Origin of the sequence: Streptomyces sp. NPDC002779, assembly GCF_042888685.1 — a bacterium.
Lineage (GTDB): Bacteria > Actinomycetota > Actinomycetes > Streptomycetales > Streptomycetaceae > Streptomyces.
Window position 1 is genome coordinate 173,237 of sequence record NZ_JBIAQC010000006.1, and the last position, 20,792, is coordinate 194,028.

18 protein-coding genes are annotated in these 20,792 nt (G+C 72.1%); 13 read left to right on the top strand and 5 right to left on the bottom strand.

The window, feature by feature from the left end:
- The first annotated feature begins 70 nt into the window (after positions 1 to 70).
- Entirely contained in the window at positions 71 to 1,033 is a 963-nt protein-coding gene (locus ACFYW5_RS18890) for a WD40 repeat domain-containing protein (RefSeq protein WP_389418142.1), read from the top strand.
- Positions 1,034 to 1,042: 9 nt separating this feature from the next.
- On the opposite strand, the gene ACFYW5_RS18895 is transcribed toward ACFYW5_RS18890, so the two are convergent.
- On the bottom strand, positions 1,043 to 1,810 hold the full coding sequence (locus ACFYW5_RS18895) for a TetR/AcrR family transcriptional regulator (RefSeq protein ID WP_389418143.1): 768 nt from the start codon (positions 1,808 to 1,810) through the stop codon (positions 1,043 to 1,045).
- A gap of 88 nt (positions 1,811 to 1,898) precedes the next feature.
- Here ACFYW5_RS18895 and ACFYW5_RS18900 point away from each other — a divergent pair, with 88 nt between their 5' ends.
- Both ACFYW5_RS18900 and ACFYW5_RS18905 read left to right on the top strand, forming a co-directional pair.
- Positions 1,899 to 2,861, top strand: a complete 963-nt coding sequence (locus tag ACFYW5_RS18900) for an ATP-binding cassette domain-containing protein (RefSeq protein WP_389418144.1) — start codon at positions 1,899 to 1,901, stop codon at positions 2,859 to 2,861.
- The gene (locus ACFYW5_RS18905) at positions 2,858 to 3,679 is read left to right on the top strand and encodes an ABC transporter permease (protein WP_389418145.1); all 822 of its coding nucleotides are present in this window, start codon (positions 2,858 to 2,860) and stop codon (positions 3,677 to 3,679) included. Before ACFYW5_RS18900 ends, ACFYW5_RS18905 begins: the two co-directional genes overlap by 4 nt.
- A gap of 85 nt (positions 3,680 to 3,764) precedes the next feature.
- Here the strand turns inward: ACFYW5_RS18905 and serC are convergent, their stop codons facing one another.
- Positions 3,765 to 4,883 carry a phosphoserine transaminase gene (gene serC, locus ACFYW5_RS18910; RefSeq protein ID WP_389418146.1) on the bottom strand — a complete coding sequence of 373 codons (1,119 nt, stop codon included), beginning with the start codon at positions 4,881 to 4,883 and terminating at the stop codon, positions 3,765 to 3,767.
- Positions 4,884 to 4,962: 79 nt separating this feature from the next.
- On the opposite strand from serC, the gene ACFYW5_RS18915 reads away from it, so the two are divergent.
- Both ACFYW5_RS18915 and ACFYW5_RS18920 read left to right on the top strand, forming a co-directional pair.
- Complete coding sequence (locus tag ACFYW5_RS18915) at positions 4,963 to 7,836, top strand: FAD-binding and (Fe-S)-binding domain-containing protein (protein ID WP_389418147.1); 2,874 nt, start codon at positions 4,963 to 4,965, stop codon at positions 7,834 to 7,836.
- Between the two features lie 81 nt (positions 7,837 to 7,917).
- Positions 7,918 to 8,856 carry a DMT family transporter gene (locus tag ACFYW5_RS18920; RefSeq protein ID WP_389418148.1) on the top strand — a complete coding sequence of 313 codons (939 nt, stop codon included), beginning with the start codon at positions 7,918 to 7,920 and terminating at the stop codon, positions 8,854 to 8,856.
- A gap of 11 nt (positions 8,857 to 8,867) precedes the next feature.
- Here ACFYW5_RS18920 and ACFYW5_RS18925 read toward each other — a convergent pair whose 3' ends face one another.
- Both ACFYW5_RS18925 and ACFYW5_RS18930 read right to left on the bottom strand, forming a co-directional pair.
- Positions 8,868 to 9,146, bottom strand: coding sequence for a DUF397 domain-containing protein (locus tag ACFYW5_RS18925; RefSeq protein WP_389418149.1), 279 nt, complete (start codon positions 9,144 to 9,146; stop codon positions 8,868 to 8,870).
- Complete coding sequence (locus ACFYW5_RS18930) at positions 9,106 to 9,954, bottom strand: helix-turn-helix domain-containing protein (RefSeq protein ID WP_389418150.1); 849 nt, start codon at positions 9,952 to 9,954, stop codon at positions 9,106 to 9,108. Before ACFYW5_RS18930 ends, ACFYW5_RS18925 begins: the two co-directional genes overlap by 41 nt.
- A 120-nt stretch (positions 9,955 to 10,074) precedes the next feature.
- On the opposite strand from ACFYW5_RS18930, the gene ACFYW5_RS18935 reads away from it, so the two are divergent.
- The 8 genes from ACFYW5_RS18935 to ACFYW5_RS18970 are packed head-to-tail and all read left to right on the top strand — an operon-like array spanning position 10,075 to position 20,108.
- Positions 10,075 to 10,869 carry a TIGR03084 family metal-binding protein gene (locus tag ACFYW5_RS18935; protein WP_389418151.1) on the top strand — a complete coding sequence of 265 codons (795 nt, stop codon included), beginning with the start codon at positions 10,075 to 10,077 and terminating at the stop codon, positions 10,867 to 10,869.
- Positions 10,866 to 12,539 (top strand): acyclic terpene utilization AtuA family protein, encoded by a 1,674-nt coding sequence (locus ACFYW5_RS18940; RefSeq protein WP_389418152.1) that lies wholly within the window; start codon positions 10,866 to 10,868, stop codon positions 12,537 to 12,539. The genes ACFYW5_RS18935 and ACFYW5_RS18940 overlap by 4 nt, the downstream gene beginning before the upstream one ends.
- Entirely contained in the window at positions 12,536 to 14,134 is a 1,599-nt protein-coding gene (locus tag ACFYW5_RS18945; RefSeq protein ID WP_389418153.1) for an acyl-CoA carboxylase subunit beta, read from the top strand. The genes ACFYW5_RS18940 and ACFYW5_RS18945 overlap by 4 nt, the downstream gene beginning before the upstream one ends.
- Before the next feature lie 10 nt (positions 14,135 to 14,144).
- Positions 14,145 to 15,989 (top strand): biotin carboxylase N-terminal domain-containing protein, encoded by a 1,845-nt coding sequence (locus ACFYW5_RS18950; protein WP_389418154.1) that lies wholly within the window; start codon positions 14,145 to 14,147, stop codon positions 15,987 to 15,989.
- 57 nt (positions 15,990 to 16,046) lie between these two features.
- Positions 16,047 to 17,180 (top strand): acyl-CoA dehydrogenase family protein, encoded by a 1,134-nt coding sequence (locus ACFYW5_RS18955; RefSeq protein WP_389418155.1) that lies wholly within the window; start codon positions 16,047 to 16,049, stop codon positions 17,178 to 17,180.
- 17 nt (positions 17,181 to 17,197) lie between these two features.
- Positions 17,198 to 18,766, top strand: coding sequence for a 4-coumarate--CoA ligase family protein (locus tag ACFYW5_RS18960; RefSeq protein WP_389418156.1), 1,569 nt, complete (start codon positions 17,198 to 17,200; stop codon positions 18,764 to 18,766).
- Complete coding sequence (locus ACFYW5_RS18965) at positions 18,763 to 19,497, top strand: enoyl-CoA hydratase family protein (protein WP_389418157.1); 735 nt, start codon at positions 18,763 to 18,765, stop codon at positions 19,495 to 19,497. Before ACFYW5_RS18960 ends, ACFYW5_RS18965 begins: the two co-directional genes overlap by 4 nt.
- Positions 19,485 to 20,108, top strand: a complete 624-nt coding sequence (locus ACFYW5_RS18970; RefSeq protein WP_389418158.1) for a TetR/AcrR family transcriptional regulator — start codon at positions 19,485 to 19,487, stop codon at positions 20,106 to 20,108. Before ACFYW5_RS18965 ends, ACFYW5_RS18970 begins: the two co-directional genes overlap by 13 nt.
- Here the strand turns inward: ACFYW5_RS18970 and pdxH are convergent.
- Positions 20,098 to 20,766, bottom strand: coding sequence for a pyridoxamine 5'-phosphate oxidase (pdxH, locus tag ACFYW5_RS18975; protein ID WP_389418159.1), 669 nt, complete (start codon positions 20,764 to 20,766; stop codon positions 20,098 to 20,100). The genes ACFYW5_RS18970 and pdxH overlap by 11 nt on opposite strands.
- Positions 20,767 to 20,792: the final 26 nt, after the last annotated feature.

The window sequence follows — 20,792 nt, forward strand, 5'->3', positions numbered from 1 at the left end:
GGCGGGTGGGGTGTGAGGCCGGACACGCCCGCCCGCCCGAACGGCGGGGCGGGATGGCAGGCTTGACGGCATGCGCCGACCCTTCGCCGTCCTCGCCGCCGCCCTCCTCGCGGGCGCGTTCGCCGTGCCCGCCGCCGCAGCCGACGGCGACGACGGCTTCACCATCAAGGACCCGCGCATCACCGAGTCCAGCGGTCTCGCCGCCTCGCGGCAGCACCCGGGCATCTACTGGACCCACAACGACAGCGACGACGGCGCCCACCTCTACGCCGTGGACAGCGCCACCGGCGACACTGTCGCCACGATCACCATGACCGGCGTCGGCACCCCCCGTGACGTCGAGGCGATCTCCGTCGGCCCCGGCAACCAGCTCTGGGTCGGGGACATCGGCGACAACCTCGGCGGTACCTGGCCGCACGTGTGGATCTACCGGCTGCCCGAGCCCGAGGAGCTGCGGGACCTGACGGTCAGGGCCACGCAGTACGTCGTGAAGTACCAGGACGGGGCGCGGGACGCCGAGTCGCTCGTCGTGCACCCGAAGACGGGGCGCGTCTACATCGTGGACAAGCAGGACGGGGACAGCCGCCTCTACGAGGGCCCGGCCGAGCTCTCCGCCTCCGGCACCAACGTCTTCAAGCCCGGCGCCACCGTCGAGAACCTCCAGGCCACCGACGCCACCCTCGCGCCCGACGGCAGCACGCTCGTCGTCCGCAGCTACTTCGGCGCCGCCGCCTACGACTGGAACGGCGGCGACCTGAAGAAGACCGGCCGGCTGAGCGTGCCGTTCCTCGGGCAGGGCGAGTCGGTCACCTACACCGCCGACGGCTCGACGCTCATGTACGGCGCCGAGGGTGCCGAGAGTTCCGTGGAGCCGGAGGACGCCCCGCGGGACGCGGAGGGCGCCGACAAGTCGCCTTCGGGGGAGGGGAGTTCGGCGACCGGCGAGGGCGGCGGGGACTACAAGGTCGGCGCCCTGGCCGTGGCCGCCGTCCTCGCCGTCGCGCTCGGCTTCCGGCGGCTGCGGCGGCGCTGACCCCCGCTGTCACTCCTCCCGGCGCCGGGCCACGAAGACTTCGAGACCGTCCAGGATCCGCTGGAGTCCGAACTCGAAGTGGTCGAAGTCGGAGCCCCAGGTGTCCTCGGCCAGCGAGGAGAGCAGCGGGTAACGGCCGGACGTCAGGACCTTCTCCAGCATCGGCGTCTGCGCCTGCCAGAACTCCGCGTCGGTCAGGCCGGTCCGCCGCTCCGCCTCCTGCTGGTACAGCTGGGTACGCGCGGCGCCCACCACATACCCGTCGACCATGATGATCGCCGAGACCGTCTCGGGGTCGCTCAGGCCCATCGGCTTGAGCCGGGCGAGGATCTTCTCCATGCCGTCCAGGGCGCTCGGGCCGAGGAGTGGACGGGACTGGTTGACCTGGAGCAGCCACGGGTGGCGGCGGTAGAGGTCGAGCGTGGCGCGGCCCAGCGCCTCCAGCGCCGAGCGCCAGCTGCCGTCGCCCAGGTCGGCGGGGTTCTCGGAGGGGCGCTGGACGCGGTCCAGCATCAGGTCGAGCAGCTCGCCCTTGCCGGGGACGTACCGGTACAGCGACATGGTGCCGGTGCCGAGTTCGGCGGCGACCCGGCGCATGGAGACCGCCTCCAGGCCCTCGGCGTCCGCCACCCGGACGGCGGATTCCACGATCTGGTCGAGGGTGAGGGCCGGTTTGGGGCCGCGGCTGGGGCGCCTGCCGGTGTCCCAGAGCAGCTCCATGGTGCGGGCGATGTCACCGCTGCCACTGGTCTCCGTACCGCCCTTGCCGCTGGTCATGCCCTTCAGCTTAAGTCCTCCGAAAAAAACTGGGTACGGCGTACGCGCAATCGGGTACGGTGTACTCAGTTACGGAGAAGGGGACCCCATGAGCGACGGATACGCCGTACGGGCCGAGGCGCTGGAGAAGCGCTACGGCGACAAGCGCGCCCTCGACGGCTTCGACCTGGCCGTCCGTGAGGGCACCGTGCACGGACTGCTCGGCCCGAACGGCGCGGGCAAGACCACGGCCGTGCGCATCCTGTCCACGCTGTTGAAGCTGGACGGCGGCCGGGCGACGGTGGCCGGCCTGGACGTCGTCCGTCAGTCGCGCCAGGTGCGCGCCAGGATCGGGCTCACCGGGCAGTACGCCGCCGTGGACGAGGTGCTCACCGGGCGGCAGAACCTGGAGATGTTCGGCCGCCTGTTCCACCTCGGCGGCAAGCGGGCCAAGGCGCGCGCCACCGAGCTGCTGGAGCAGTTCGACCTGACCGACGCCGCCGAGAAGGGCGTCGCCAAGTACAGCGGCGGCATGCGGCGCCGCCTCGACCTCGCCGCCTCGATGATCCTCGCCCCCGCGGTGCTGTTCCTGGACGAGCCGACGACCGGGCTCGACCCCCGCAGCCGGGGCGAAGTCTGGGAGTCGGTGCGGGCGTTGGTGGCGAGTGGCACGACCGTGCTGCTGACCACGCAGTATCTGGAGGAGGCCGACAAGCTGGCCTCCCGGATCACCGTCATCGACCAGGGGCGGGCCATCGCCGACGACACCCCCGACGGACTGAAGAACCTCGTCGGCGGGGACCGGGTCGAGGTCGTGGTCGCCGAGCGGTCGGATATCCCGCGGGTGGTGAAGGTCGTCTCCCGGGTCTCCGACGGTGAACCCGAGGCGGACGAGGCCGAGTTGCGGGTCCATGCCCCGGTGACCGACCGGGTGAGCGCGCTCACCGAGGTCGCCCGCACCCTCCAGGACGAGGGCGTGCGGGTCGAGGACATCGGGCTGCGCAGGCCGAGCCTCGACGATGTGTTCCTGCGCCTGACCGGACACCGCACCGAGAAGGAGGCGGCGGCATGAACGCCGTGGACCTGAACACGCAGGCCCCGGGCGGCCGTACGTACTGGCTGCTCTCCGACGTCTGGAACATCGTCCGCCGCGGGCTGACCCACTATCAGCGCCAGCCGGTCAACATCGCCTGGCAGCTGGGCTTCCCGATCCTCTCCGTCCTGCTCTACGGCTATGTCTTCGGCAGCGCCATGCAGGTGCCCGGCGGCGGGGACTACAAAGACTTCCTGATGCCCGGCATGTTCGTGATGACCATGGCCTTCGGCTTCATCAACACCGCGACCGTGGTGGTCTACGACTCCACCAAGGGCGTCCTCGACCGGTTCCGCTCGATGCCCATGGCCTCCTCGGCGGTGGTCGCCGGACGCGGGGTCACCGATCTGCTGGGCGCCTGCGCCGAGTTGGCGATCATGATGCTGACCGCGGTCGCGATGGGCTGGCGGCCGGACGGCGGGCTCAACTTCCTGGCCGCGTTCGGGCTGCTGCTGTGGCTGCGGTTCTCGTTGATCTGGGTCGGGGTATGGCTCGGTCTGCTCGTCCCCAACCCGGAGGCGGCGGGCGGGCTGTTCGCGGTCGCCTTCCCGCTGACGATGATCTCCAGCATCTTCGTCGCGCCGCAGCTGATGCCGGACTGGCTGGGCTGGGTCGCGGCCTGGAACCCGATCTCCTCCACGGCCGCGGCCACCCGCGACCTCTTCGGGACCCCGGTCGGCGGCGGCGACTCCTGGATCGAGCAGCACGCCCTGCTGATGGCGGGCGTCTGGCCCCTCGTCCTGACGGCGGTCTTCCTGCCGCTGGCGGTGCGGCGGTTCCAGAAGCTCGGCCGCTGAAGGATCTTCCAGAGGCTCCGGCGGTGAAAAGCAAGGGCGCCCGGCGGTGTTCGCCGGGCGCCCTGCACTGCCGTACGGAAACTGCTTACAGCTTCTCGATCACGTAGTCGACGCACTTCGTCAGCGCCTCGACGTCCGCCGGGTCGATCGCCGGGAACATGGCGATGCGGAGCTGGTTGCGGCCGAGCTTGCGGTAGGGCTCGGTGTCCACGATGCCGTTGGCGCGCAGCACCTTGGCGACGGCGGCGGCGTCGATCTCGTCGGAGAAGTCGATCGTGCCGATGACCTGCGAGCGCTTGGCCGGGTCCGTGACGAACGGGGTCGCGTGCTTGCTCTCCTCCGCCCAGCCGTACAGCCGGGTCGAGGAGTCCTTCGTACGCGCCGTGGACCAGGCGAGACCACCCTGGCCGTTGATCCACTCCAGCTGCTGGTTCAGCAGGAAGAGGGTGGCGAGGGCCGGGGTGTTGTACGTCTGGTTCTTGCGGGAGTTGTCGATCGCCGTCGGCAGGCTGAAGAACTCCGGGACGTGCCGGCCGGACGCGTGGACGCGCTCGGCGCGCTCGATCGCGGCCGGGGAGAAGACGCCGATCCACAGGCCGCCGTCGGAGGCGAAGGACTTCTGCGGGGCGAAGTAGTAGACGTCCGTCTCGGCGATGTCGACGGGCAGACCGCCGGCGCCCGAGGTGGCGTCGACCAGGACGAGCGCGCCCTCGTCGGCACCGGCCACCCGCTTGATGGGGGCGGCGACACCGGTGGAGGTCTCGTTGTGGGTGTACGCGTAGACGTCGACGCCCGCCTCGGCCCGCGGCTCCGGGTGCGTGCCGGGGTCGCTCGCGATGACGGTCGGCTCGGCCAGCCAGGGGGCGAGCTTCGCGGCCTTGGCGAACTTCGAGCTGAACTCACCGAAGGTGAGGTGCTGCGACTTGTTCTCGATCAGGCCGTGGGTGGCGATGTCCCAGAACGCGGTCGAGCCGCCGTTGCCGAGGACGACCTCGTAGCCGTCCGGGAGCTGGAACAGCTCGCCGATGCCCGCACGGACCTGGCCGACCAGGTTCTTGACCGGGGCCTGGCGGTGAGAGGTGCCCAGCAGGGAGGTGCCGGTCGCGGCGAGGGCGTCCAGCGCCTCCGTCCGCACCTTGGAGGGGCCCGCGCCGAAACGTCCGTCCGCGGGCTTGATGTCAGAGGGAATCTGGATCTCAGCCACGGGGTGAGGTTAGCGGCTGGGGGAAACCGGGGCGAAATGCAGTCCGTCGGCTGAGACGTTTCGCTGGTTGAGTGGACGCATGACGGATCTAGAGGCCGAACTGCGCAAGGTCGTCCGGGGTGACGTCGGTTTCGGCGCCACCGCTCGCGCGCTCGTCACCATGGACGCGTCCAACTACCGGCGCGTCCCGCTCGGCGTGGTCGCACCCCGCGACGCCGACGACGTGGCCGCCGTGCTGGAGGTCTGCCGCGCCCACGCCGTCCCCGTCGTCCCCCGCGGCGGCGGCACCTCCATCGCCGGACAGGCCACCGGGACCGGTGTCGTGCTGGACTTCACGCGGCACCTGAACCGTCTGGTCTCCCTCGACCCCGAGAGCCGTACTGCCGTCGTCCAGCCGGGTCTTGTCCTCGACCGGCTCCAGGAGGCCGCCGCGCCGCACGGCCTGCGCTTCGGCCCCGACCCCTCCACCCACAGCCGCTGCACGCTCGGCGGCATGATCGGGAACAACTCCTGCGGCGCGCACTCGGTGGCCTGGGGGACGACCGCGGACAGCGTGCGCGAGCTGGACGTCGTCACCGCGCGCGGGCGGCGGCTGCGGCTCGGCCGGGACTGGTCCGGGGCGCCGGACGGGCTGCGCGGCCTGGTGGACGGTGAACTCGCCCTGCTGCGCACCGGGTTCCCGGAGCTGCCCCGCCGCATCTCCGGCTACGCCCTGGACGCGCTGCTGCCGGAGAACGGCGCCGACGTGGCCCGTTCCTTCTGCGGCTCCGAGGGCACGCTCGGGGTGCTGACCGAGGCGGTCGTGGACCTCGTGGCGGCGCCACCCGCGCGTGCCCTCGCGGTCCTGGGATACGCGCACGAGACGGCGGCGGCCGAGGCGGCGGCGGGGCTGCTGCCGTACGGCCCGCTGACGGTGGAGGGCATGGCCGCGGACCTGGTGCCCTCGGCGGTCACGCTGCCCCGGGGCGGCGCCTGGCTGTTCGTGGAGACGGGCGGGGAGTCGCCCGAGGAGGCACGCGCGCGTGCGGAGAGAATCGTGCGCGCCGCCGACGCCGTGGACGGCGTGGTCGTCACGGACCCGGCCGGGCAGCGGGCCCTGTGGCGCATCCGCGAGGACGCGAGCGGTACGGCGACCCGGATGCCCGACGGCAGCGAGGCATGGCCCGGCTGGGAGGACTGCGCGGTGCCACCGGCGCGACTGGGACCGTATCTGCGCGACTTCCGCGCCCTGCTGACCGAGCACGGACTGCGCGGCACGCCGTACGGCCACTTCGGGGACGGCTGCATCCACGTCCGGATCGACTTCGACCTGCTCACCGAGGCGGGCATCGGGCGCTTCCGGCGCTTCTCGGAGGAGCTTGCCGACCTGGTGGTGGCGCATGGCGGTTCACTGTCCGGGGAGCACGGGGACGGACAGGCGCGGGCGGAGCTGCTGCCGCGGATGTACGGCGAGCGGATGGTCGGCCTGTTCGAGCGCGCGAAGGAGGTGTGGGACCCGGACGGGCTGCTGAACCCCGGCATGCTGGTCCGCCCGGCCCCCCTGGACTCGGGCCTGCGCTTCTCCGTGCTGCCCCGCGAACCCGTCGACGTGGCCTTCGGCTACCCCGCGGACGCAGGTGACTTCGCCGCCGCCGTACGCCGCTGCGTCGGCGTCGCCAAATGCCGTACGGCCGCGGCGACCGGCCCCGCCGTCATGTGCCCCTCCTTCCGCGCGACGGGCGAGGAGGAGCACTCCACGCGCGGGCGGGCCCGGCTGCTGCACGAGATGCTCGCGGGCGAGGTCGTCACCGACGGCTGGCGCTCGACGGAGGTCCGCGACGCGCTCGATCTGTGCCTGTCCTGCAAGGGCTGCCGCTCCGACTGCCCGGTCGGGGTGGACATGGCCACGTACAAGGCGGAGTTCCTGCACCACCACTACGCCGGGCGGCGGCGCCCGATGGCCCACTACACGATGGGCCGGCTGCCGGTGTGGCTGCGCTGGGTGGCGCGGCTGCGGGCGGCGCGGGTGGTCAACGCGCTGGCGGGCGTGGGGGTGTTGGCGTCGGTGGGCAAGCGGCTCGGCGGGGTGGCGGCGGAGCGGGAGATCCCCCGGGTCGCCCCGCAGACGCTCAGCGCGTGGTGGCGGCGCAGACCGTCCGCGGGTGCTGACAGGCCGCTGGTGGTCCTGTGGCCGGACACCTTCACCGAGCATCTCTCGCCTGCCGTCGGACGGGCGGCGGTGAGGGTGCTGGAGGCGGCGGGGCTGCGGGTGGCGCTGCCGCCGACCCTGCGGATGCGAGGGCGGCCGGTGGGGGACGGCCGTACGCGGTGGGCGGTGCCGCTGCTCGGCGCGGGGCGCCGGGGGAGGGTGTGCTGCGGGCTGACATACCTCTCCACGGGCCAGCTGGACCGCGCCCGTACGGTGCTGCGCACCACGCTGGACCTGCTGGAACCGGTACTCGCGGCCGGGGTCCCGCTGGTGGTCCTGGAGCCGAGCTGCGCGGCGGCCCTGCGCGCGGATCTGCCGGAGCTGCTGCACGACGACCCACGGGCGGCCGCTCTGGCGGGCCAGGTCCTGACCTTCGCGGAGGCGCTGGAAGGCCTGGCCCCGGACTGGACCCCGCCGCGGCTGGACCGCCCGGTCACCGGCCAGACCCACTGCCACCAGCACGCGGTCCTCGGGGACGCGGCCGACCGCCGCCTGCGGGAAGCCGCGCTGCTCTCCGGCGAACTGAGCGGCGGCTGCTGCGGCCTCGCGGGCAACTTCGGCTTCGAGAAGGGCCACGCCGAGGTGTCGGCGGCCTGCGCGGAGGACCAGCTGCTGCCGGCCGTGCGGCAGGCCCCGGAGGGGGCGGTGGTCCTGGCGGACGGGTTCTCCTGCCGGACCCAGCTGGAACAGCTGGCGGGGGTGCGGGGCCGGCATCTGGCGGAGGTGCTGGCGGAAGGGCTGGACCAGGGGTCAGTATCTAATTAGCTTCACACACCTGACATGGTCCACTACCCTGGACTCAGCAGTACAGCACGATGAACGATACCCGAGCCTCCAGGACTGCCCGTGACCTCGCCAGCGCCGACCACCGCCGCCTCTGCCGCCCCCGCCCCGGCCGGTGCGCCGCGCCGCGGGGGTTCCCTCGGTCCGGTCGGGCTGGTCTTCGCCGGGGGGATCTCGGTCCAGTTCGGCGGCGCCCTCGCGGTGACCCTGATGCCGAGGGCGGGCGCGCTGGGCGTGGTGACGCTGCGGCTGGCGGTGGCGGCGGTGGTCCTGCTGCTGATCTGCCGCCCGCGCGTGCGCGGCCACTCCCGCACCGACTGGGGGACGGTCGTCGTCTTCGGCATCACCATGGCCGCGATGAACGGCCTCTTCTACCAGGCGGTGGCCCGGATCCCGTTGGGCCCCGCGGTGACGCTGGAGGTGCTGGGCCCGCTGGCGCTGTCGGTGCTGGCCTCCCGCCGGGCGGTGAACCTCATCTGGGCCGGTCTGGCGCTCGCGGGCGTCTTCCTTCTCGGCGGGGGAGGCTTCAGCAGCCTGGACCCCGTGGGCGTCGCCTACGCCCTGGGCGCCGGGGCCATGTGGGCGGCGTACATCGTCTTCAGCGCCCGTACGGGCCGACGGTTCCCGCAGGCGGATGGACTCGCGCTGGCGATGGTGGTGGCGGCGGTGCTGTTCCTGCCGCTGGGAGTGGTGGAGTCGGGCGGGAAGCTCCTGGAGCCGATGACGATCGCACTGGGAGCGGCGGTGGCGATCCTGTCCTCGGTGCTCCCCTACACCCTCGAACTCCTGGCGCTACGACGCCTTCCCGCCTCCACCTTCGCCATCCTGATGAGCCTGGAACCGGCCATCGCGGCGACGGCCGGCTTCTTCATCCTCGACCAGGCCCTCGCCACGACGGAGGCGATCGCCATCGCCCTGGTCATCGCGGCAAGCATGGGCGCGGTACGGACGCAGGTGGGGCGGGGGAGGGCGAAGACGCCAGCGGTGGCGCCCGAGGCCTGAACCCGTTCGGATCAGCCGAAGGCGCCGTCGGCGGTTGCCGTCACGAAGGTGGTGAAGGTCTTCGGGGTGACGGTGAGAGTTCCGTGGGCGGGGTTCTTGGAGTCGCGGATCGCTATGTGGGGGACGAGGTCGGCGACTTCGAGGCAATCGCCTCCGGTGCTGCCGCTGTACGACGACTTGCGCCAGGTGGCGGTGCCGAGGGGGGCGCACTCGATGCACTGGCCCCCTGTATCCCCGCTGTAAGAAGACTTACGCCAGGTCGCGCCCGTCAGGTTCAGGTTCAGTTCCATACCGTTCCTCCATCACGCGGGCGATCAGGGCCGCCGAGTCGTCCACGGAGAGGGCGGCCGCCTGCAGATGATCGTAACGGACCGAACCCTCCTTGAGGGCTTCAGGATTGGCCGTCATGTGCCCCTGGACGAAGTCCTCGGTGTAGACGATGTCGGGGTCCTTGTCGAAGCGAAGAAGGTTGAACGAACCCATCAGCCCCGTGTGTGCCCCGGCTTCGAACGGCAGCACCTGGATCTCCAGCCATCGGCGCTTCTGCATGGCCAGCAGGTGCGCCAGTTGCTCGCGCATGACTTCCCGGCTGCCGATCTCCTGGTGCAGTACCGCCTCGCTCAACACGACCCACAGCACGGGCGGATGCTCCCGCTCCAGGACCCGTTGCCGGTCCAGTCGGGCTGCCACCTTGCCGTCGAGATCGCCCTCGTCCCGCGCACCCAGCACTGCGCGGGCGTACGCCTTCGTTTGAAGAAGGCCGTCCACCAACTGTGCCTGGAACGAAGAGATGAAGGTCGCCTTCGCCTCCATCTCCGCATACGGCTGAAACCAACTAGGCAACTGGCTCCGCAGAACCAACCCCACGAGCCGCGAAAACGTCCCGCCCGTCCCCAGCGCCGCATCCACCCGCTCGGAGAACTCCCGCTGCGGAACCTTAAGTGCCGTCTCGATCTGCCCGATCAACGACCCCGTACAGAACACGATCGACCCCAGCTGCGCCAGCGTCAGCCCCGCCGCCTCCCGTGACCGCCGCAGCTCGTAGCCGTAGTAGTCCAGGGGCGACGCGCTCGGATCAAGTTGCCGGATGTTGGACACAGCGACCACCTCCAATCACTGAGAGTAGCCACAAGGGTGCGCACAGGTACGGGACTTGCGGGAAAAGAAATCATGCAAGCACGCTTGATTGATTCCGGGCCCGCTGCCATGCTCAGCCCCATGGCCGACCCGACCCCCGTGTTCGACGACCTGCGTGCAGAGACCGATGAACTCGACCGGCTGGTAGCCGAGTTGAGCCCGGACCAGTGGTCCCTCGCCACGCCCGCCCCGCGTTGGACCGTCGCCCACCAGATCGCTCACCTCGCCTGGACCGATCACGCCGCCCTGCTCGCCGTCACCGACGCCGACGCCTTCGCCAAGGAGGTCGAGAAGGCGCTCGCCGCGCCCGAGACCTTCGTCGACGAGGGCGCCGAGGAGGGGGCGAAGAAGCCGCCCGCCGAGATTCTCGCCGCGTGGCGCACCGGACGTAAGGCCCTGGACGACGCCCTGCGCGCCGCCCCCGCCGGTGCCCGCTTCCCCTGGTACGGCCCGCCCATGGCCGCCGCCTCCATGGCGAGCGCCCGTCTGATGGAGACCTGGGCCCACGGCCAGGACGTGGCGGACGCGTTGGGTGTGGTGCGCACACCCACCGACCGCCTCCGGCATGTGGCCCGCATCGGTGTGCGCGCCCGCGACTACGCCTTCGCGATCCGCGGACTCACCCCGCCGGTCGAAGAATTCCGCGTCGAACTCGCCGCGCCGAGCGGTGAGGTGTGGGGTTACGGCCCCGAAGGCGCCCCCCAGCGTGTCACCGGCCCCGCCCACGACTTCTGCCTGCTGGTCACCCGGCGTGCCCACCGGGCCGACCTGGCGGTGCGGGCCGAGGGGGAGGACGCCGAGCGGTGGCTGGACATCGCCCAGGCCTTCGCCGGGCCGCCCGGTGTCGATCGGGAGCCCGGGGGAGACGCCGCGTGACCCTCCGTATCGGCAACGCCTCCGGGTTCTACGGCGACCGTTTCGACGCCATGCGCGAGATGCTCACCGGCGGTGAACTCGACGTCCTCACCGGCGACTACCTCGCCGAGCTGACCATGCTCATCCTGGGACGCGACCGGCTCAAGGACCCCGGCGCCGGATACGCGCGCACCTTCCTGCGGCAGCTGGAGGAGTGCCTCGGGCTCGCCCACGAGCGGGGCGTGCGGATCGTCACCAACGCCGGTGGGCTCAACCCCGCCGGACTCGCCGCCGCCGTACGGGAACTGGCCGACCGGCTCGGCATCCCCGTGCGGGTCGCCCACGTCGAGGGCGACGACCTCACCGCCGCCCACCCCGGCAGCCTCGCCGCGCACGCCTACCTCGGCGGCTTCGGCATCGCCGCCTGCCTCCGGGAGGGCGCCGACATCGTGGTCACCGGCCGGGTCACCGACGCGGCCCTGGTCACCGGGCCCGCCGCCGCCCACTTCGGCTGGACCCCCACGGACCACGACCGGCTCGCGGGCGCCGTCGTCGCCGGACACGTGCTGGAGTGCGGGGCGCAGGCCACCGGCGGGAACTACGCCTTCTTCCAGGGCCGGGACCTCCGCCGGCCCGGCTTCCCGCTCGCCGAGATCCACGCGGACGGCACCGCCGTCATCACCAAGCACCCGGGCACGGGCGGCTTCGTCGACATCGGCACCGTCACCGCCCAGCTCCTCTACGAGACCTCCGGTGCCCGGTACGCCGGGCCCGACGTCACCGCCCGGCTGGACACCGTCCGGCTCGCCCAGGACGGCCCCGACCGCGTCCGCATCGGCCCGGTGCGCGGCGAGGCCCCGCCGCCCACCCTCAAGGTCGGCGTCAACCGGCTCGGCGGGTTCCGCAACGAGGTCGTCTTCGTGCTCACCGGCCTCGACATCGAGGCCAAGGCCGAGCTGGTGCGGGCGCAGCTGACCGACGCGCTCGCCAAGTCGCCGCCCGCCGAGACCCGGTGGGAACTCGTCCGTACCGATCGGGCCGACGCCCCGACCGAGGAGACGGCCAGCGCCCTGCTCCGGCTCGTCGTCCGGGACCCGGACCAGGCGGCCGTCGGGCGGGCGCTCAGCGGGGCCGCCATCGAACTCGCCCTCGCCAGCTACCCCGGGTTCCATGTGCTCGCACCACCCGGAAAGGGCGCTCCCTATGGGGTCTTCGAGGATGCGTACGTCCCCCATGGCGCCGCCGCACATGTGGCCGTCCTCCATGACGGCCGGCGGATTCCTGTGGCGCCGCCCCAGGACACCCGCGTACTCGACGACCTGCCGGAGCCCGCGCTTCCCGAACCGCCGGCGCCCGGCCCCCGTACCCGCGCCCCGTTCGGCCTCGTCGCCGGGGCCCGCAGCGGCGACAAGGGCGGCAACGCCAACGTGGGCGTGTGGGTCCGCACCGACGAGGCCTGGCGCTGGCTCGCGCACGAGCTGACCGTCGACCGGTTCCGGGACCTGCTCCCCGAGTGCGCGGAGCTGCCCGTCCGCCGCCACCCGCTCCCCGCACTGCGCGCCCTGAACTTCGTCGTCGAGGGCATCCTCGGCGCCGGAGTCGCCGCCCAGCACCGTTTCGACCCGCAGGCCAAGGCGCTCGGCGAGTGGCTGCGCTCCCGCCACGTGGACATACCGGAGGCCTTTCTGTGACGGTTCTCAGCACAGCCCTCGATCCCCGGGGCGGCGACTACCGGGCCCACCGCGAGGCCATGCTCGCCAAGCTCGCCGACCTCGACGCCGAGCACGCCAAGGCCCTCGCGGGCGGCGGCGAGAAGTACGTCGAACGGCACCGCAAGCGCGGCAAGCTCCTCGCGCGGGAGCGCATCGAGCTGCTGCTCGATCCCGACACGCCCTTCCTGGAGCTGTCCCCGCTGGCCGCCTGGGGGAGCGACTACGCCGTCGGCGCCTCCCTCGTCACCGGCATCGGGGTCGTCGAGGGCGTGGAGTGCCTGATCACCGCCAACGATCCGACCGTGCGCGGGGGTGCCAGCAACCCCTGGTCGCTGAAGAAGGCCCTGCGCGCCAACGACATCGCGCTCGCCAACCGGCTGCCCTGCATCAGCCTGGTGGAGTCCGGCGGGGCCGATCTCCCGTCCCAGAAGGAGATCTTCATCCCCGGCGGGGCCATCTTCCGGGACCTGACCCGGCTGTCCGCCGCCGGGATCCCCACCGTCGCCGTCGTCTTCGGCAACTCCACCGCGGGCGGCGCCTACGTCCCCGGCATGTCCGACCACGTGATCATGGTCAAGGAGCGCGCCAAGGTGTTCCTCGGCGGGCCCCCGCTGGTCAAGATGGCCACCGGTGAGGAGAGCGACGACGAGTCGCTGGGCGGCGCCGAGATGCACGCGCGCGTGTCGGGGCTCGCCGACTACTTCGCCGTGGACGAGCGGGACGCGCTGCGGCAGGCGCGCCGGGTCGTCGCCCGGCTCAACCACCGCAAGGAGTACCCGGATCCGGGGCCGGCCGAGCCGCCCAAGTACGACGCCGAGGAACTGCTCGGCATCGTCCCGGGCGACCTGCGCACGCCCTTCGACCCGCGCGAGGTCATCGCCCGGATCGTCGACGGCTCCGACTTCGACGAGTTCAAGCCGCTGTACGGGACGAGCCTGGCCACCGGGTGGGCGCGGCTGCACGGTTACCCGGTCGGCATCCTCGCCAACGCCCAGGGCGTGCTGTTCAGCGCGGAGTCGCAGAAGGCCGCCCAGTTCATCCAGCTGGCGAACCAGCGGGACATCCCGCTCCTCTTCCTGCACAACACCACCGGCTACATGGTCGGCAAGGAGTACGAGCAGGGCGGGATCATCAAGCACGGCGCGATGATGATCAACGCGGTGTCCAACTCCCGCGTCCCGCACCTGTCCGTGCTCATGGGGGCCTCCTACGGCGCCGGGCACTACGGCATGTGCGGGCGGGCCTACGATCCGCGCTTCCTGTTCGCCTGGCCCAGCGCCAAGTCGGCCGTCATGGGGCCCCAGCAGCTCGCCGGCGTCCTGTCGATCGTCGCCCGCCAGTCGGCGGCCGCCAAAGGGCTGCCGTACGACGACGAGGGGGACGCGGCCCTGCGGGCCATGGTGGAGCAGCAGATCGAATCCGAGTCGCTGCCCATGTTCCTGTCCGGGCGGCTCTACGACGACGGCGTCATCGACCCGCGCGACACCCGCACCGTGCTCGGCCTGTGCCTGTCCGCCGTCCACACGGCGCCCTACGAGGGCGCCCGCGGTGGCTTCGGCGTCTTCCGGATGTGAGGGATCAGCAGTGATCACTTCTGTACTCGTCGCCAACCGGGGCGAGATCGCCTGCCGGGTCTTCCGCACCTGCCACGAGATGGGGATCCGGACCGTCGCCGTGCACTCGGGCGCCGACGACAACGCCCTGCACACGCGCGTGGCCGACACCGCGGTACGGCTGCCGGGGGCGACGCCCGCCGAGACGTATCTGCGCGGCGATCTGATCGTGAAGGCCGCCGTCGCGGCCGGCGCGGACGCCGTGCACCCCGGCTACGGCTTCCTCTCCGAGAACGCCGGCTTCGCGCGTGCCGTGCTGGACGCGGGCCTGATCTGGATCGGGCCGCCGCCGGAGGCCATCGAGGCGATGGCCTCCAAGACCCGCGCGAAGGAGCTGATGGGCCTCGCGCCGCTGGGCGAGGTCACGTCGGGCGACCTGCCGGTCCTCGTGAAGGCCGCCGCGGGCGGCGGGGGACGCGGGATGCGCATCGTGCGCCGCCTCGACGAACTCGACGCCGCCCTGGAGGCCGCCCGCGCGGAGGCCACCAGCGCCTTCGGCGACGGCGAGGTCTTCGTCGAGCCCTATGTGGAGCACGGCCGGCACGTCGAGGTGCAGGTGCTCGCGGACACGCACGGCACGGTGTGGGCGCTGGGCACCCGCGACTGCTCCCTCCAGCGCCGCCACCAAAAGGTCGTCGAGGAGGCACCGGCACCCGGCCTCCCGGACCGGCTCGAAGAAGAGCTGCGCGCGCTGGCCGTACGCGCCGCGCGTGCCGTCCGCTACGTCGGCGCGGGCACCGTCGAGTTCCTCGTCGCCGACGACACCGCGCACTTCCTGGAGATGAACACCCGCCTCCAGGTCGAACACCCCGTGACGGAAGCCGTGTTCGGCGTCGACCTGGTCGCCCTGCAACTGAGCGTCGCCGAGGGGCAGCGCCTCGACAGCGAGCCCCCACGCGCGCGTGGCCACGCGATCGAGGCCCGCCTCTACGCCGAGGACCCGGCCCGCGACTGGGCCCCGCAGACCGGCACCCTGCACCGGCTCGCCGTCCCCGACGGCGTGCGCCTGGACAGCGGCTACGGCGACGGCGACGAGATCGGCGTCCACTACGACCCGATGCTCGCCAAGCTGATCGCCCACGCCCCCACCCGCGCGGGCGCGTTGCGCAAGCTCGCGGGCGCCCTGGAGAGGGCCACGATCCACGGCCCGGTCACCAACCGCGACCTCCTCGTCCGCTCCCTGCGCCACGAGGAGTTCACCACGGCCCGGATGAACACCGGCTTCTACGACCGCCACCTCCCCGCCCTCACCGACCCCGCCCCCGACCCGCACGCCCCCCTGGCCGCGGCCCTGGCCGACGCCCACCGCACGGGCTCCCGCTTCGGCGGCTGGCGCAACGTGCCCTCCCAGCCGCAGATCAAGCGCTACGCCATGGCGGGCGAGGAGCACGAGGTCCGCTACCGCCACACCAGGGCGGGCCTGGAGGCGGACGGCGTACGCGTCGTACAGGCGAGCGCGGGCCTGGTCGTACTCGAAGCGGACGGCGTGCAGCGCAGGTTCGAGGTGGCGCGCTACGGCGACGCCCTGTACGTCAACAACACGGCCCTGAAACCCCTGCCCCGCTTCCCCGATCCCACGGCCCAGCTCGCCCCGGGCTCCCTCCTCGCCCCCATGCCGGGCACGGTCGTCCGCGTCGCGGAGGGACTGGCCGTAGGAGCGGCCGTACAGGCCGGAGAGCCCCTGTTGTGGCTGGAGGCGATGAAGATGGAACACAAGATCACAGCACCGGTCACAGGAACGCTGACGGCCTTGCAGGCAGTGCGCGGCCAACAGGTGACGGTGGGCGCTCTGCTGGCGGTCGTGGATCCGACCTGAGGGGCGCGGGGAACTGCGCGAGCAACCACACAAGACCCGCACCCGGGAAGGAGCCCCATGCACCCCACTCTCGAATCCGAAGAACACAAGGCCCTCCGATCAGCCGTAGCCTCCCTCGGCAAACGCCACGGCCGCAATTTCGACCGGGAAGCTCTCTGGAAAGAGGCAGCCAAACTCGGCTATCTCGGCGTCAACCTGCCGGAGGCATACGGCGGTGGCGGCGGCGGAATCGCCGAACTCTCCATAGTCCTCGAAGAACTCGGCGCAGCAGGCTGCCCTCTCCTCATGATGGTCGTCTCCCCCGCCATCTGCGGCACAGTGATCGCCCGTTTCGGAACAGACGCCCAAAAACAGGAGTGGCTCCCCGCCCTCGCCGACGGCACCCGCACCATGGCCTTCGGCATCACCGAACCCGACGCCGGTTCCAACAGCCACCGCATCACCACCACCGCCCGCCGGGACGGCACCGACTGGCTGCTCACCGGCCGCAAGGTCTTCATCTCCGGCGTCGACATCGCGGACGCGACCCTCATCGTCGGCCGCACCGAGGACGCCCGCACCGGCCATCTCAAGCCCTGCCTGTTCATCGTCCCGCGCGACGCCGAAGGCTTCCAGCGGCGGCAGATCGACATGGAACTCAACGCCGCCGAGAAGCAGTTCGAGCTGACCCTGGACGACGTACGGCTGCCCGCCGACGCGCTCGTCGGCGACGAGGACGCGGGACTCCTCCAGCTGTTCGCCGGTCTCAACCCCGAGCGCGTCATGACCGCCGCGTTCGCGATCGGCATGGGCCGCTACGCCCTCGCGCAAGCGATTGCGTACGCCCGCGACCGCACCGTATGGAAGGCCCCGATCGGCTCCCACCAGGCCATCGCGCACCCCCTCGCGCAGGCGCACATCGAGCTGGAACTGGCCCGCCTGATGATGCAGAAGGCGGCCCATCTGTACGACGCCGGCGACGACATGGGAGCCGGGGAGGCCGCCAACATGGCCAAGTACGCGGCCGGGGAAGCCTGTGTGAAGGCGGTCGACCAGGCCGTGCACACGCTCGGCGGGAACGGCCTCACGCGCGAGTTCGGACTCGCGTCCCTGATCACCGCCGCGCGCGTGGCCCGTATCGCCCCGGTGAGCCGGGAGATGATCCTCAACTACGTCTCCCACCAGACCCTGGGCCTGCCCAAGTCGTACTAGGCCGTCTTGGAGGAACGATGTTCCGCAGCGAGTACGCAGACGTCCCGCCCGTCGAACTCCCCATCCACGACGCCGTCCTCGGCAGGGCCGCCGAGTTCGGCGACACACCCGCGCTGATCGACGGCACGAACGGCATGACCCTCACCTACGCGCAGGTGGACCACTTCCACCGGCGCATCGCCGCCGCGCTGGCCGAGGCGGGGGTCCGCAAGGGTGACGTCCTCGCCCTGCACAGCCCGAACACGGTGGCCTTCCCGACCGCCTTCTACGCCGCCACGCGCGCGGGTGCCTCCGTCACCACCGTGCACCCGCTCGCCACGCCCGAGGAGTTCGCCAAGCAGCTGAAGGACGCGGAGGCCCGCTGGATCGTCACCGTCTCCCCGCTGCTGGAGGTCGCCCGGCGGGCCGCCGGACTCGCGGGCGGCATCGAGGAGATCTTCGTCTGCGACAGCGCCCCCGGCCACCGCTCGCTGATCGACATGCTCTCCTCCACCGCCCCCGAACCGCAGGTCGACATCGACCCCGCCGAGGACGTCGCCGTGCTGCCGTACTCCTCCGGCACGACCGGCGTGCCCAAAGGCGTGATGCTCACCCACCGGCAGATCGCCACCAACCTCGCCCAGCTCGAACCGTCGGTACCGGCGAAACCCGGCGACCGCATCCTCGCCGTCCTGCCCTTCTTCCACGTCTACGGCCTCACCGCCCTCATGAACGCCCCCCTCAGAAAAGGCGCCACGGTCGTCGTCCTGCCCCGCTTCGAGCTGGAGACCTTCCTCGCGGCCATCCAGGACCACCGCATCACCGACCTGTTCGTGGCCCCGCCGATCGTCCTCGCCCTCGCCAAGCACCCCCTGGTCGCCCAGTACGACCTGTCGTCCCTGAGGCACATCGTCAGCGCCGCCGCCCCCCTGGACGCCCAGCTCGCCGCGGCCTGCTCGCAGCGCCTGGACCTGCCCCCGATCGGACAGGCGTACGGCATGACCGAACTGTCCCCCGGCACCCATGTCGTGCCCCTGGAGAGCATGCGCGAGGCGCCCCCCGGCACCGTCGGCAAGCTCATCGCCGGCACCGAGATGCGGATCGTCTCCCTCGACGACCCCGGCAAGGACCTGGACGTCGGCGAGGCCGGCGAGATCCTGATCCGCGGCCCGCAGGTGATGAAGGGCTATCTCAAGCGCCCCGAGGACACCGCCGCGATGATCGACGAGGAGGGCTGGCTGCACACCGGCGACGTCGGCCGGGTCGACGCCGAGGGCTGGCTGTTCGTCGTCGACCGGGTCAAGGAGCTCATCAAGTACAAGGGCTTCCAGGTGGCCCCCGCCGAACTGGAGGCACTGCTGCTCACCCACCCCGGCATCGCCGACGCCGCCGTCATCGGCGTCCCCGACGACAACGGCAACGAGGTCCCCCGCGCGTACGTGGTCCGCCAGCCGTCGGCCGCGGACCTCTCCGAGGGGGAGGTCATGATGCACGTCGCCGAACGTGTCGCCCCCTACAAGCGGATCCGCCAGGTCTCCTTCATCGACGGCGTGCCCCGGGCCGCCTCCGGGAAGATCCTGCGGCGCGAACTCAGGGAGCGCGCGTGACACTGATCGGCCGCGCACGCGCGCGGGACGTCGAGACGCTCACCCTCGACTCGCCGGACAACCGCAACGCCCTGTCGGCCGAGCTGGTCGGCGAACTCACCGACGCCCTCACCGACTGCGCCGAGGACCCGGGCGTCCGCGCGGTCCTCCTCACCCACACCGGCAACACCTTCAGCGCGGGCGCCGACCTGCGCGACCCGCCCCACCCGGACGCGCTGGTCGGCCTGCTGCGGCGGATCGTCGAACTGCCCCGGCCCGTCGTCGCCCGCGTCACCGGCCACGTACGCGCGGGCGGCCTGGGCCTGATGGCCGCGTGCGACATCGCGGTCGCCGCGCACTCGGCGACCTTCGCGTTCACGGAAGTACGGATCGGGGTGGCCCCCGCGGTCATCTCGCTCCCGCTGCTGCCACGCACCGACCCCCGCGCCCTCGCCCGCTACTACCTCACCGGCGAGCGCTTCGACGCCCCCGAGGCGGCCCGGATCGGCCTGCTGACGGCCGCCGGGGACGACGTGGACGCCGTACTGGAGCCCGTCCTCGACGGCCTGCGGCGCTCCGCCCCCGAGGCCCTGGCCGAGACCAAGCGGCTGCTCACGGCTAGGGTGCTGGAGTCATTCGACCGGGACGCGGCCGACCTCACCGCGCTCTCGGCCCGGCTGTTCTCCGCCCCGCAGGCCCGCGAGGGGATGACGGCCTTCCTGGAGCGACGGGATCCCTCATGGGTGGTGTGAGTACGGCCGAACGCGACCGCGTTCCCAAGCAGGACCGCAGCCGGGCGACCAGGCAGCGCCTCCTGGAGGCCGCCGTGGCCTGTCTCGCCGAACACGGCTGGGCGGGCTCCACGGTGTCCGTCGTCGCCGAGCGCGCCGGGGTCTCCCGGGGCGCCGCCCAACACCACTTCCCGACCCGCGAGGACCTGTTCACGGCCGCCGTCGAGTACGTCGCCGAGGAACGCTCCACGGCCCTGCGGGCACTGTTCCCGACAGGCGCGGCGGAGGACCGGCGGGCGGTGGTGTCGGCGCTGGTCGACCTGTACACCGGGCCCCTGTTCCGCGCCGCCCTGCATCTGTGGGTCGCGGCGTCGAACGAGGAGCAGCTGCGCCCGCGCGTCACCGAGCTGGAGGCCCGGGTCGGCCGGGAGACGCACCGTATCGCCGTGGAGCTGCTCGGGGCGGACGAGTCCGCGCCGGGGGTGCGGGAGACCGTGCAGGGGCTGCTCGACATGGCCCGGGGGCTGGGGCTCGCGAACCTGCTGACGGACGACCAGGGGCGGCGCGAGCGGGTCGTGGCACAGTGGGCCGCCCTGCTGGACGGGACACTGGGCGGGACCCTCAGGGACTGAGCCGCTCCACCCGCCAGCCCCCGTCCGGCCGGATCACGTACCGCAGCCGGTCGTGCAGCCGGTTCTCGCGGCCCTGCCAGAACTCCACCGACTGCGGGGCCACCCGGAAACCGCCCCAGTTCGGCGGCACGGGCACCTGCTCGCCCTCCGGATAGCGGGCGGCCAGCTCCGCGTACGAGGCGTCCAGATCGGCCCGCGTGGTGATGACCGTGGACTGCTCGCTGGCCCAGGCACCGAGCTGGGAGCCGTGCGGGCGGGTACGGAAGTACGCGGCCGTCTCGTCCCGCCCGGTGCGCCGCGCGATGCCCTGGACGATGACCTGACGAGCCATCGGGTGCCAGGGGAACAGCAGCGAGACGTACGGGTTCTCCGCCAGGTCACGGGCCTTGCGGGAGTCGTAGTTGGTGTAGAAGACGAAGCCCTGCTCGTCGAACTGCTTCAGCAGCACCGTGCGGGAGCTGGGCCGGCCCTCGGCGTCCGCGGTGGAGACGACCATGGCGTTCGGCTCGAACAGATGAGCCTCGCTCGCGGCCTGCTTGAACCACCGCGCGAACTGTTCCACCGGCGTGGCGGCCAGCTCGTGCTCGGCGAGGCCCGCGGCCCGGTACTGCTGGCGCATCACGGCGGGGTCCGGCGGTACGGCGTCTCGGTCGGTCACGCGGTCATCTTGCCGTATACGCGCGG